The sequence below is a fragment of the Magnetovibrio blakemorei genome (assembly GCF_001746755.1).
Lineage (GTDB): Bacteria > Pseudomonadota > Alphaproteobacteria > Rhodospirillales > Magnetovibrionaceae > Magnetovibrio > Magnetovibrio blakemorei.
In genome coordinates, this window is the sequence record NZ_MCGG01000078.1 from 63,361 (window position 1) to 76,076 (window position 12,716).

A 12,716-nucleotide genomic window follows, 5' to 3' on the forward strand; every position below is an offset into this window, starting at 1 on the left:
CGCTCAAGTCTATTTAGATTCGAGCTATATTTGAACGATCATTCCATAATTTGAGAGGTCTCCCATGTCCCCCTTCACGTTGCACACCAAAGATACCGCCCCTGTCGGTTCCCACGGCGTCATGGATGCCTATATGGAGAAATTCGGCTTTGTTCCCAACTTGATTGGCATGATGTCCCAATCGCCGGCGACCACCCAAGGCTATGCGCAAACTTATGCGTTGCTGGATGAAACCGATTTTACCCCCGCCGAACAGCAATTGTTGTTTCTCACCGTCAGTCGCGCCAATGAATGCACCTACTGTGTTGCGGCGCACACCCTGGCTGGCAAGATGATGGGGTTGGATGAAGCAACCATTTCCGCCGTGCGCGAAGGACGCCCGATTTTAGATCCCAAGCTGGCGGCCTTGTCGGAATTTGCGCTCAAGATCGTCGCAAAACGCGGCAACGTCAGTCGTGACGACGTCAGTGATTTTCTCACCGCCGGGTATACCAACGCGCAAATCCTCGAAGTGCTTTTGGCGGTGGCAACCAAGTCCATCAGTAACTATATGAACCATATTGCCGAGACACCTTTGGACCCGGCGTTCCTGGCTTCGGCTTGGTCGGCCCGTTCTCAGGCGGCATAATTTGTTTTTTTATGCGGCCTCCCCCGTTCCTTTTTCCGCTGCGCCGGGTCTGACTCCTCCCCCTCAAGGCCTCTAGACCAACGCAGCGGGAGAAGGTTCTTTTCAACAGAAGGCCTATGTGATGTCTGACGTTTGCCCCATAACATCTGATGAAAACCTCAACGACCCGGTCGCCTCTTTTGATCCGGGACCGGGAAAACACGTTTTGTTTTTTGGCGATCCCATGTGTTCTTGGTGCTGGGGTTTTTCGCCTGATTTAAAACAGATTGCCGACATGGCCCAAGGCCGCGCCCAGTTCCATGTGGTGATGGGTGGTCTGCGCCCCGGCACCCGTGAATCATGGGATGCAACGATGCGCGCTTACATTCGTCATCACTGGCAAGACGTCGCCGCCAAAACCGGTCAGCCGTTTAATTTTGACCGCTTTGACGATGAAGATTTTGTCTACGACACCGAGCCCGCCTGCCGTGCGGTGGTCACCGTGCGCAGCCTCGACCCCAGCCGCACCTTGGCCATGTACGAAGCCCTTCAACGCGGCTTTTATGCTGAAAACCTGGACATCACCAAGACTGAAGTCCTGGCTGACCTGGCGCAATCCGTCGGTCTTGACCGCGATCGTTTTGTAAATTTATTTGAAGTCCCGGGTCAACGCCAACTGGTGGCTGCAGATTTTATCCGCACCCAGTCGTTTGGCGTTCAGGGGTTCCCGTCGCTGTTGTGCGCCGAAGATGGCAAGTACGGATTTTTGGCCTTGGGCTATCGACCGTTTGCGGCCATGCAGGGCGACTTTGCCGCGTGGCTCGACGCCTAACCGAACATGCCTTGCCCGGCTCGCGATTTTGGCTATAGTGCCCGCGAGAGCGCTCTGTTTTCGATCAGCTGAGGCTTCTGACCTCAAACTGTCTCCCACAAGCCTCCCACCGACCTCATTATTTAAGGACACTCCTCATGGCGGGCGATATCAAGAAAGTTGTTTTGGCATACAGCGGCGGATTGGACACGTCCATCATTCTGCGCTGGCTGGAAGAAACCTATCATTGCGAAGTGGTGACGTTCACTGCCGACTTGGGTCAAGGTGAAGAGCTGGAACCGGCGCGCCAAAAAGCCGAAATGATGGGCATCAAGGAAATCTACATCGAGGATCTGCGCGAAGAGTTCGTCCGCGATTATGTGTTTCCCATGTTTCGCGCCAACGCGTTGTATGAAGGCACCTACCTGTTGGGGACCTCCATCGCCAGGCCGCTGATCGCCAAACGCCAAATCGAAATTGCCCGCGAAGTCGGGGCCGACGCGGTGTCCCACGGCGCCACCGGCAAGGGCAACGACCAAGTTCGTTTTGAACTGGGGTATTACGCGTGTAATCCCGACATCAAAATCATCGCACCGTGGCGGGAATGGGACATGGCGTCCCGCACCGATCTCATCAATTATGCGGAAAAGCACCAGATTCCGGTGCCCAAGGACAAGCGCGGCGAAAGCCCCTTTTCCCAGGACGCCAATTTGCTGCACATTTCGTCCGAAGGCAAAATTCTCGAAGATCCGTGGCAAGAACCCGATTACGACCTGATCTTGGCGCGCATGGTCACCCCCATGGCGGCGCCGGATTACCCCACCGAAATCACCATCGATTTTGAAGCCGGCGACCCCATCGCCATCAACGGTGAAGCCATGAGCCCGGCCACCTTGCTGGCGAAGCTCAACGATTTGGGCGGCGCCAACGGTGTCGGCGCAACGGACATCGTGGAAAATCGTTTTGTCGGCATGAAATCGCGCGGTGTTTATGAAACCCCGGGCGGCACGGTGCTGCTGCACGCCCGACGCGCCATGGAAAGCCTGACCCTGGACCGCGGTGCGGCGCATCAAAAGGATGAATTGATGCCGCGCTATGCGGAAATGATTTACAACGGCTTTTGGTTTGCCCCGGAACGCGAAATGCTTCAGGCCGCCATCGACAAGGCCAGCGAGCGGGTCACCGGTACGGTTCGCCTGAAACTCTACAAAGGCAACGTCATCGTCACCGGGCGCAAATCGCCCAATTCGCTCTATGACGAAGCCATGGTGACGTTTGAAGAAGACAGCGTTTACAATCAGCACGATGCAGAAGGCTTTATCCGCCTCAATGCGCTGCGTTTGCGCCTAGGTGCCCGTTTGAAAAAATAATCAATAGAGACAGTTACGAGAAAAAGGGGCCGCAAGGTCCCTTTTTTTTGATCGGACCAAACGTTCGACGCACAGGCCTTCGAGCCGCCAGCTATATTTAAAGATTATTATATAATCTTATTATATATAGGCTGTGATCTTATTTTTACGTCCTAATGCTTTGATTATTCGTGTAAAAAATACAAACCTAATTTATTTATTTTTTATTTGCACCTGGACCCACCAACAAAATTTGACCAACGGCATAACACCAAACCGACACCGGCATGTAACCAATCTCATGAGTGCCGACCATGCGCTTGCCCGACATGTTGCGGGTCAAAACTTTTGACGGCGTCGATGGTTGGTTCAGGTCCAAGAAATCGATCATATCGGCAAGTACGTCTTGAGGCTTTGAAACAGCCGTGTTGGACCAATCCAATTCGATGCATTTCACCGGCTTTGTGCCCTTCGCGGGCATTTCAACCAGAGACACGTGTTTGTGTTTGCGGCCTTGTTTCCAAAAGGCATAGTACAACCTCTCGAAGGTCGACGAATGCATAAACTGTGAGATCACCGCCGTTTCCGCTTGGCGGGCCATGGCTTCGTCGTCCAGCGCCACGGGACCGGCCAGACCAGCGCGCAACGCCGGAGAGGTCAGATAGACCTTAAAGCGGGTTTGGCGCAAAAACCGCTTGGCTTCGCCGTCAACCCGCCAAATGCGTTTGATCAAATAGGCGGCCTCTAGGAATTCCAAATATTTGCGCAGGGTATTTTTCGCCACGCTCATGTCTTTAGACAGATTTTCGATGCTGGTTTCAATGCCGGTTTCCAGCGCCAATCGGGTCATCAGCTTGGCCACTTCGCGCTGGTCGGCGATGCCGCACAATCCCGCCAAGTCGCGATGGAGAATTTTCGCCGTGACGTCGACCGGATTGCCCACCTGACCGCCGGTTAAAAAGGCAATCTCGGGAAATCCGCCGAAGTTCACGTAATCGACAAAGGCTGCGTTGAGGCCATCCAGATCGTTTAAGCGTCCTTCAGCGTCAAACAATTTTTCCCGAATGCGTTTGATGTGCAGATATTCCGCAAACAACACGGGCGGTAAAACAGAATGCGAAAAAGGCCCCGGTTCCGTTACCTTTAGGGCTTTGGTTTTTTCGTTTTGATCCGCCATCACGTCGGTGTTGGTTTGGGGCGCCAGCGCCGTCACCGCGACAATGCGGCATGACGGGCGCGCGCGCGCCAGTTCGTCTAAACGCTGTTCCCATTCCGGCACGTTGTGAACGTCGTCCAAAAAGACATAAGCACCCGCGCCGCCCGGCTCAACGCCCGCCGACTGCAGCGCCTGGTCAACCAAATCGATCAGCGCCAAATTGGCGAAGGCTGGATTGTCCAGGCGAATATAAGACAGAGACTTTGGCTTAACCCCCGAACCCATCAACAACTGAATCACTTGCTTGATGAGAATCGATTTCCCCGCCCGTCCCGGACCGGAGAGAACCACCGCGACACCACCACCAGACCGGACCCGTTCAAGGAACGGACTCACAAACGCGCGGCGCGCCGCACGCTGAACCACCGTCTCAACTGAGCCGGTTGCCCACCATGGATTGTCCAGGATAAGCCTATTTTTCAAGTCAGTATCAATCACTTAAACCATCCCGTCAATTCGTATGAACAATTAAGATTAGTCTAAATAGTCTATACTGACGCCCCATTGGATTAAGGCATTTTATATACTTTTATATTTTTAAGCAAACGAAATAGCTTAATTTAATGCTATTAAACCCTATTTTTATTATGGATTAAACAAAGGATTTCTCTATCGCCCTAAATGGTTCATCATAACCACTGCGAACCTTTTAACCGGTATCATGAGCCTTTACATATGTCCCATGCAAAGCGCCCAGCCATTCCCGCCAAGCGGATCAACCTCAACAATCGTTTTGTCCACTTCGTTAGCATTGCTTTTGTCGTGGCCCTGTTCTTGATCGGTATTCCGTATGTGTTGGTTTCGCGTCCCGACGTGAATGCACAAGTTGCCCTGGCCAAGGCGGCACTGGCCGAATCCCGCCAAGCACGGCGTATTGTTTTTGATGGCGACGACATCACTGCTTTGCCGTTCGAGGTTAGCCAAGTTGAAGACCAAAAGGTTTTGTTTTTGGCCCGCATGTTGCCCCTCGTCGCGGCGGAAAATGCACGCATCACCAAGCAGCGCGCGTCCATCGAACACAACCCGTCTCCGGCCCAGCTCAATGCGTTGGCCCGTGCCTATGGTCTGACACCCGGCGCGGTTGACCGGGCAACTTTACTGCGGCGCATTGATGTGGTGCCCGAATCGTTGGTTTTGGCCCAATCGGCCATCGAATCGGCCTGGGGCGGTTCTCGGTTTGCCCGCCAAGGACACGCCTTTTTTGGTGAGCACACTTCAGACCCCGATGCCCCCGGCATGAAACCCAAACGAGCTGAGGGGTTTAAAATCAAAAGCTTCGAAACACCGCAAATGTCGGTGCGATCTTACTTAAAAACCCTCAACACCCACCCCGCGTATAAGGCCTTTCGGCTTCGCCGCGCCACCTTGCGGGCCTTGGGCGAACACCTGTCCGGCGCAGATTTGGCGCACCACCTGATGGCCTATTCGGAGCTGGGCTCGACCTATATCTCTATGATCACAAGCACCATCGCGACCAATGGCCTGCGTGAATTTGATGGTCTTCGCCTGTCTGACTAGCATCTTTATGAAGCTCACACTTGCCAGTCCGCCCAGCAGCCCGGATAATCCGCTCCCATCTTCCATTCACCCGGTTGCGGAGGTTCTGCATGGTTAGCGTTTTGTTTGTGTGTCTGGGCAACATTTGTCGATCCCCCACCGCCGAGGGCGTGTTTCGTCATTTGGTTGAACAGCGCCGATTGAGCGATAAAATCTCCATCGACAGCGCCGGGACCCACGCCTATCACATTGGCGAACCACCCGACCGCCGCGCCCAAGCCGAAGCGCGGCGGCGTGGCATCGATATCGGTGCCTTGCGCGGCCGCCAAGCCAAGGCTGACGATTTTTTAAACTTCGATTACGTGCTCGCCATGGACGCATCCAATTTGAGCAACCTGCAAAAAATTTGTCCCCAAGGCCACGCCCAGCGGCTCAGCCTGTTCTTGGACTTTGCCCCCCATTTAAACCGCCGCGAAGTCCCCGACCCTTATTATGATGATGGTTTTTCAGGGGTTTACGACATGATCGAAGCCGCAGCTCAAGGCTTGTTGGCTGACATCGAAGCCAAGCATCTGGCAGAAGATTGACCATGAGCGTTGATGTGAACGCCCAAATTGAAGCCTTAACAGGCGCGCGCCCGACACGTTTAACGCCCCTGTCCGGAGGCTGCGTCGGCCAAGTTTATCGTGTGTCGTTTGCCCACAAGCCCGACCTGGTCGCCAAGGTGGGCGAGGCGGACAGCGGTTTGGCGCTGGAAGGGCAAATGTTGGCCTATTTGGCATCCAACACGCAGCTGCCGGTGCCCCAGGTGCACCACAGTGATGATATGTTGTTGCTGATGGAGGCCCTGCCCTGCGGAGGTGGCTTGGGCACCATCGTCCAGCGTGATGCCGCCCGCCATGTCGCCGACCTTCACGCCATCACCACCGACCAAGGCTTCGGCTTTTCCTACGACACGGTCATTGGCGGATTGGCGCAACCCAATCCGTGGACGGCCAACTGGTGCGATTTTTTTCGCGATCAACGACTCATGTATATGGGGCGATTGGCGCATCAGTCCGGCAAATTGCCCACCCCCACCTTGAACCGCCTCAGTCTTTTTTGTGAAGTTTTGGAGCGATGGATACCCAAAGCCCCCCGGCCTGCACTGATCCATGGCGATCTGTGGACAGGTAACATTTTGAGCAATCAAGAGCACATTACGGGCTTCATCGATCCGGCCATTTATTTTGCCGACGCGGAAATAGAGTTGGCCTTCACCACCCTGTTCGGCACCTTCGGCGAGTCTTTTTTCGATCGATACCACCAGCTTCGCCCCATCCGTGCAGGCTTTTTTGAAGAACGCCGCGATATTTACAACCTCTACCCGCTGTTGGTACATGTGCGCCTGTTTGGCGGCTCATACGTTGCCGACGTTGAACGCACCCTTTCTAAATTTGGACATTGAGGCCATGAATTTACAGCTGGTCATTTTCGATTGCGATGGCGTCTTGGTGGACAGCGAAATGATTGCGTCGCGTGAATTGGCGTTGTATCTCAGCGATCTAGGCCATCCAACCGAGGCTGCAGAGTGTCGCCAATTGTTCACCGGCATGTCGATCCAATCCGTCGCCGATAAGGTTGGCACGGAGTGGGGCCTGAGTGTGCCCATTGATTTTATCGAACACCTGCGCGCCCGCGACCGCATCGCCTTTGAGCGCGAGTTGAAGGCAGTCGCCCATGTTGAAGAGGCACTGGAACACCTCCACCAAGCCAACATTCCGTTTTGTGTGGCCTCTAGCGGCACCCCGGAAAAAATTCGCCATTCCTTAGAGCTAACTGAGTTGCTGCCATGGTTTGACAACCATCTGTTCAGCGCCACCCAAGTGGCTCACGGCAAACCTGCGCCGGACCTGTTCACTTTTGCCGCCAAGCGTATGGGCGTGCCGGCCGGACACTGTCTGGTCATTGAAGACGCCACACCCGGTGTTCAAGGCGGCGTTGCGGCTGGAATGGACGTGTTTGGCTTTATCGGGGCCAGCCATTGCACCCCACACAGCGGTGAGGCCCTGTTGGCCAGCGGCGCGAAGTGCATTTTTGAACATATGGCCGACTTGCCTGCTCTATTAGATGCTCGCCAGAGCCACTGTGATTTTTTATAGTATACTGATGTAAAAAGATTATTTAAGTCTAATTTTTTAACCTTATTATAAATTGCTTAAATGTCGTCTTAAGGCGCTGGATTGGGCAGGTCCCGATGGATTTTGCCGATGGCTTGCAAGACCTCATCGCTGAGCGTCAAGGACCCGGACGCCACATTGGATTTCAACTGATCCATGGTTGTTGCGCCGATGATGTTGGCCGTCAAAAAGGCCTGCTGATTGATAAACGCCAAGGCCATTTGCGCCGGGTCCAGGGCAAAATCGCGGGCCACCTGGACGTAACGCGCCGTCGCTTGGGCCGCCAAGTCGTTTACGTAGCGGGTGAAGTATGAAAAGAGCGTGAGCCTGGCGCCTTCGGGACGCTCCCCGCCTAAGTACTTTCCGCTCAACACCCCAAACGCCAGCGGGGAATAAGCCAACAGGCCGCAGTCTTCGCGCTGGGAAACTTCCGCCAAGCCGACTTCATAGGTTCTGTTCAACAAGGAATAAGGATTTTGCACGCTGGCGATGCGCGCAAGGCCAGCTTTATCGGCAGCTTGCAGATACTTCATCACGCCCCAGGGGGTTTCATTGGAAACGCCGACAGCCCGGATTTTGCCGGCTTTCACCAAATCGGTGAGCACTTCCAAAGTCTCCTCGATGGGCGTTGAGGGCGCTTCTGCACCCGATTCATAGCCCAGCTTGCCAAAAAAGTTGCTGCGCCGTTCCGGCCAATGCACTTGATACAGATCGATGTAGTCCGTTTGCAAGCGCTGCAAGCTGGCATCGACGGCGGCGATCATGTTGGCGCGATCCAGTTTCATATCGCCTTCGCGCATATAGTCCACGGGAGGATTTTGCCCGCTGACGTTTTTACACGATACTTTGCTCGCCAAGATCACCTTGTCGCGCCGGCCGCGGGCTTTAAACCACGCGCCAATGATTTTTTCCGACGCGCCATAGGTTTCCGCCGAAGGCGGCACGGCATACAGCTCTGCCGTATCGATAAAATTGATGCCTTGGTCCAGCGCGTAATCCATCTGGGCAAAGGCTTCGTCTTGGCTGTTTTGACGGCCCCAGGTCATGGAGCCCAAACACATTCGACTCACCTGCAGATCGGTGCGGCCCAAACGGTTGTAAATCATGGGAGGTCTCTTTCAGTCGGTCAGAAGGTTCACGACGGGCGGCACCAGACGCTTGACGATGATCGCCACGCCTTGGGCGTTGGGATGAATGCCGTCTGCCTGGTTCAAGGCCTCGACGGTCGCGACCCCTTGAAGAAAAAAGGGATCGAGCGCGACTCCATACTTTTGCGCCAAATCCGGATAGATTGAATTGAACGCCACGCCATAATCTTCACCCAAATTAGGTGGGGCCAGCATACCCGAGAGCAAGACCAAAATGCCGCGCCCCGTTAATTTGGCCAAGATGGCATCCAGATTTCTGCGTGTCTCAGCGGGGTCTAAGCCCCGCAAACCGTCGTTTGCGCCCAATTCAACGATCACCAAATCGACAGGTTCGGCCAACAACCAATCCAGACGCGCCCGCCCCCCCGCTGACGTGTCGCCCGACACACCGCCATTGATCACAACAACGTCGGGTAAACCCGAATCGCGCAAAGCCGCTTGCAGCTGTACAGGAAATGCATCGGACTGCGCCAAGCCATAGCCCGCCGTCAAACTGTCGCCCAGGGCCAAAATGGTCTTGCCCGCGCCTGCGTAGACCTCCGATGAGAAACTCACAAGGCACACGAAGACCGCCAACGCGTTGACAAAACGAAGCCCAAGGCCATATCCCAAAGGATAAGTTTTGTTTTGTTGTTTCCCAAACCGCATCAGCAGGTATCCTTATTCTTATGCCCGATCAAAACCCCGCCCCCTCCAACACGTCTGCCAAAACATCTTTGGCCATCGAACTCGATGATGTTCGCTTGACGCTCAGCAGCGATGCGGGCGACGTCAACATCTTGCGGGGGATCAACGTGAAGATCAACCGCGGCGAAACCATTGGTCTGGTGGGGCCCAGCGGGTCCGGCAAGACCTCCTTGTTGATGGTGGTGGCCGGTCTGGAAAGCGCCAGTTCGGGGCGCGTGTGCGTCGCCGGGCAAGACATCACGCGCCTGAGTGAAGACAAACTGGCGCTGTTTCGTCGCCAGCACACCGGCATCGTGTTTCAAAATTTTCATTTGGTGCCGACCATGACGGCGCTGGAAAATGTCGCCTTGCCGTTGGAATTTGCGGGACGCTCAAACGCCTTTGACGCCGCCCGCGTTCAGCTTGAAGCGGTTGGCCTTGGCCATCGCCTGACCCATTATCCGTCCCAATTGTCCGGCGGCGAACAGCAACGCGTTGCCCTGGCCCGCGCGTTCGTCACCGAGCCCACCCTCTTGCTGGCCGACGAGCCCACCGGAAACCTGGACGGTCATACCGGCGAAGCGGTGATGGATTTGTTGTTCGATTTACACCGCCGTAAAGGCACCACCTTGGTGCTGATCACCCACGCGCCCGCTCTGGCGGAGCGCTGCAGCCGCATCCTCACCATGGCCGATGGTCACTTGATGGACGATGTCGCCCATGCCTAACGCCCTGGACGCTTCCACAGTGCAACTGGCGTGGCGCATTGCGCGCCGGGAAATGCGCACCGGGCTGAAAGGCTTTCGGGTATTTTTGGCGTGTCTGGCGCTGGGCGTCGCCGCCATTGCGGCGGTGAACAGTTTATCGGCCGCGGTCACGGCTGGTCTGTTGGCCGATGCGCGGGTGCTGTTGGGCGGCGATGTCGATATTCAATTACAACACCGCCCCCTCACGGAAGATCACCGCGCCTACTTAGCCGCACACACAAAGCGCCTGTCCTCTACTGTGGAAATGAAAGCCATGGCGCAAACCGACAGCGCCCGCGCTTTGGTGGAATTAAAGGGCGTCGACACGCTTTACCCCTTGGTCGGGTCCGTTGATTTATCTCCTGTTTCCGATTTGCAAACCTTGCTGTCCAAGAAAGATGATATATGGGGCGCTGCAGTTGAGCCGGGCTTGCTGATCAAACTTGGCCTTTCCATCGGCGACACCGTGCGAGTCGGCAAAGCCAGGTTTCAATTGCGCGCAAAAATTTTGAAAGAACCTGACCGGGTGGCGTCCATCGTCAATTTTGGCCCCCGGTTTATGGTCTCCATTGAGGCCTTAGACGACACCGGTCTGGTCCAACTGGGATCGCAAATTCGTTACCATGACCGTTTGCAAATGCTTCCAGGCCTCACCCCCGAAGCCTTTATGGAACAACTTGATCTGGCTTTTCCCCACGCCGGATGGCGTCTTCACGGGCCCGATAACGCCGCCCCCGGCTTGCAGCGGTTTATCGAACGGTTGACACTTTTTCTGACCTTTGCCGGGCTCACTGCGTTGTTGGTCGGCGGCATCGGCGTGTTGGGCGCAACCCGCACGTATTTGCAAACCAAAACCGCCACCATCGCCACGTTCAAATGCTTGGGCGCGCCCAGCACGCTGGTGTTTCAGACCTATTTGTTCCAGGTTTTTATGCTCACCCTGATCGGCATCGCCATCGGCTTGGTCATGGGCGCGGTTTTGCCCCTAGGCGGTATTGAACTGGTCAAGGCGCAGTTGCCGTTTGTGCCCCAAATGGGGCTGTATCCGTTTGAACTGTTTAAGGCCGCCACGTTTGGCCTGTTGGTTTCCATGACGTTTGCCCTATGGCCCTTGGCCCAAGCGCAACAGACCCCCGCCGCCAACCTGTTTCGCACCCACGTTTTGCCCATCACGACCCTGCCCCGGCGCCGCTATATCGTGGCGGTGCTGGTGGGCGCGTTGGGATTGGGGGCGTTGGTGATTTTCTGGGCCGAAGAACGCAATTTTGCCTATTGGTTTGTGGCCGTCAGCATTCTCACCGTTTTTTTGCTCCATCTGGGTGCCCTTTTTGTGATGAACCTGGCCAAGCGCGCGCCCCGTCCCGAAAGCGCCCTGTGGCGTCTGGTGTTGACCAATTTGCACCGTCCCGGCACCGCGACCCCCGGCGTGGTTCAAGCGTTGGGTGTGGGTTTGACGGTTTTGGTGGCGGTGGCTTTGATCCAAGGCAACATCGCCAAACAGGTCAAAGACACCATTCCCGACCAAGCCCCGGCGTTTTTCTTCATCGACATTCAGCCCGATCAAGTGGCGGCGTTTGACAAAGCCGTCCTGGACGTTCCCGGAGCCTTCGATTTGATGCGTCGTCCATCCATGCGCGGGCGCATCGTCAAAATCGCCGGCGTTCCCGTTGCAGACGTAGACATCCGCTCCGACGTGCGCTGGGCCGTGCGCGGCGATCGGGCGCTGTCTTACGCGACGTTGCCGCCCGAAGGGGCAGAGATTGTCGAAGGCGCTTGGTGGCCCCAGGATTACAAGGGAGAGCCGCAAATTTCTTTTGACACCACCGTTGCCGAAGGTTTTGGCGTGGGTGTCGGCGACAGCTTGACCATCAACGTGTTGGGCCGCGACATTACAGCCAAAATCACTTCGCTGCGCAAAATCGATTGGCGCTCGTTGCGCTTCGATTTCGCCATCATTTTTGCCCCCGGCACATTGGAAAACGCGCCCCAAACGCATATTGCCGCCATCAAGGCCTCACCGAAATCAGAGACTCAAATCGAAAAGATAGTGGCCGAAAAGTTCCCCAACATTTCGACCATTCGCGTCAAGGACGCCTTGGACGCCGCCGGGCGGATCATTTCCGGCATCGGCATGGCCGTCACCGGGACCGCGTCGGTTACCGTGCTGGCGGGCATCATTGTGTTGGGCGGCACCATCGCGGCGGCGCGCGCGGGGCGCATCTTCAGCTCTGTGGTGTTCAAAGTGTTGGGGGCCACCCGTCGCCAAGTGATGCTGGCCTTTTTGCTGGAATACGGGCTTTTGGGCCTGTTCACCGGATTGATTGGCGCGGGCGTGGGCACGCTGATTTCCTGGGCGGTGCTGCGCTTCATTATGGGCATGAGTTGGACCTTTTTACCCGTGGACGCGCTCATCACCGTGTTTGCGGCGATTGCCCTGACCTTAGCGATGGGCTTTGTCGGCACGTGGCGGGCGCTGGGGGAAAAGGCCAGCTCGCACCTGCGCAATGAGTAATGGCT

At 55.8% G+C, this 12,716-nt stretch carries 12 protein-coding genes; 9 read left to right on the plus strand and 3 right to left on the minus strand.

The features are described from left to right. Positions 1 to 64: 64 nt before the first annotated feature. The 3 genes from BEN30_RS16515 to BEN30_RS16525 all read left to right on the plus strand — a co-directional run bounded on the left by BEN30_RS16515 (position 65) and on the right by BEN30_RS16525 (position 2,788). A complete protein-coding gene (locus BEN30_RS16515; RefSeq protein WP_069959405.1) occupies positions 65 to 628 on the plus strand; it encodes a carboxymuconolactone decarboxylase family protein in 564 nt (187 codons plus the stop codon). Between the two features lie 121 nt (positions 629 to 749). Next, a complete protein-coding gene (locus BEN30_RS16520; protein ID WP_084005661.1) occupies positions 750 to 1,439 on the plus strand; it encodes a DsbA family protein in 690 nt (229 codons plus the stop codon). Positions 1,440 to 1,576: 137 nt separating this feature from the next. Further along, positions 1,577 to 2,788: an argininosuccinate synthase gene (locus tag BEN30_RS16525; protein ID WP_069959406.1), complete on the plus strand. Its 1,212-nt coding sequence runs from the start codon at positions 1,577 to 1,579 to the stop codon at positions 2,786 to 2,788. A gap of 196 nt (positions 2,789 to 2,984) precedes the next feature. Here BEN30_RS16525 and BEN30_RS16530 read toward each other — a convergent pair whose 3' ends face one another. Then, complete coding sequence (locus tag BEN30_RS16530; protein WP_084005662.1) at positions 2,985 to 4,421, minus strand: ATP-binding protein; 1,437 nt, start codon at positions 4,419 to 4,421, stop codon at positions 2,985 to 2,987. A 237-nt stretch (positions 4,422 to 4,658) separates the two neighbouring features. Here BEN30_RS16530 and BEN30_RS16535 point away from each other — a divergent pair, with 237 nt between their 5' ends. From BEN30_RS16535 to BEN30_RS16550, 4 genes are all read left to right on the plus strand, one after another. Then, entirely contained in the window at positions 4,659 to 5,501 is an 843-nt protein-coding gene (locus BEN30_RS16535; RefSeq protein ID WP_069959408.1) for a glucosaminidase domain-containing protein, read from the plus strand. Between the two features lie 89 nt (positions 5,502 to 5,590). Continuing rightward, the gene (locus BEN30_RS16540; RefSeq protein WP_069959409.1) at positions 5,591 to 6,067 is read left to right on the plus strand and encodes a low molecular weight protein-tyrosine-phosphatase; all 477 of its coding nucleotides are present in this window, start codon (positions 5,591 to 5,593) and stop codon (positions 6,065 to 6,067) included. 2 nt (positions 6,068 to 6,069) lie between these two features. After that, the gene (locus tag BEN30_RS16545) at positions 6,070 to 6,927 is read left to right on the plus strand and encodes a fructosamine kinase family protein (RefSeq protein WP_069959410.1); all 858 of its coding nucleotides are present in this window, start codon (positions 6,070 to 6,072) and stop codon (positions 6,925 to 6,927) included. Positions 6,928 to 6,931: 4 nt separating this feature from the next. Continuing rightward, positions 6,932 to 7,621 (plus strand): HAD family hydrolase, encoded by a 690-nt coding sequence (locus tag BEN30_RS16550; protein WP_069959411.1) that lies wholly within the window; start codon positions 6,932 to 6,934, stop codon positions 7,619 to 7,621. Between the two features lie 68 nt (positions 7,622 to 7,689). Here the strand turns inward: BEN30_RS16550 and BEN30_RS16555 are convergent, their stop codons facing one another. Beyond that, positions 7,690 to 8,745: an NADP(H)-dependent aldo-keto reductase gene (locus tag BEN30_RS16555; protein WP_069959412.1), complete on the minus strand. Its 1,056-nt coding sequence runs from the start codon at positions 8,743 to 8,745 to the stop codon at positions 7,690 to 7,692. Positions 8,746 to 8,757: 12 nt separating this feature from the next. Beyond that, positions 8,758 to 9,435, minus strand: a complete 678-nt coding sequence (locus BEN30_RS16560) for an arylesterase (protein ID WP_084005664.1) — start codon at positions 9,433 to 9,435, stop codon at positions 8,758 to 8,760. Positions 9,436 to 9,455: 20 nt separating this feature from the next. On the opposite strand from BEN30_RS16560, the gene BEN30_RS16565 reads away from it, so the two are divergent. Together BEN30_RS16565 and BEN30_RS16570 are read left to right on the plus strand one after the other, a co-directional pair. Beyond that, positions 9,456 to 10,181, plus strand: coding sequence for an ABC transporter ATP-binding protein (locus tag BEN30_RS16565; RefSeq protein WP_069959413.1), 726 nt, complete (start codon positions 9,456 to 9,458; stop codon positions 10,179 to 10,181). Beyond that, positions 10,174 to 12,711: an ABC transporter permease gene (locus tag BEN30_RS16570; RefSeq protein ID WP_069959414.1), complete on the plus strand. Its 2,538-nt coding sequence runs from the start codon at positions 10,174 to 10,176 to the stop codon at positions 12,709 to 12,711. The genes BEN30_RS16565 and BEN30_RS16570 overlap by 8 nt, the downstream gene beginning before the upstream one ends. Positions 12,712 to 12,716: the final 5 nt, after the last annotated feature.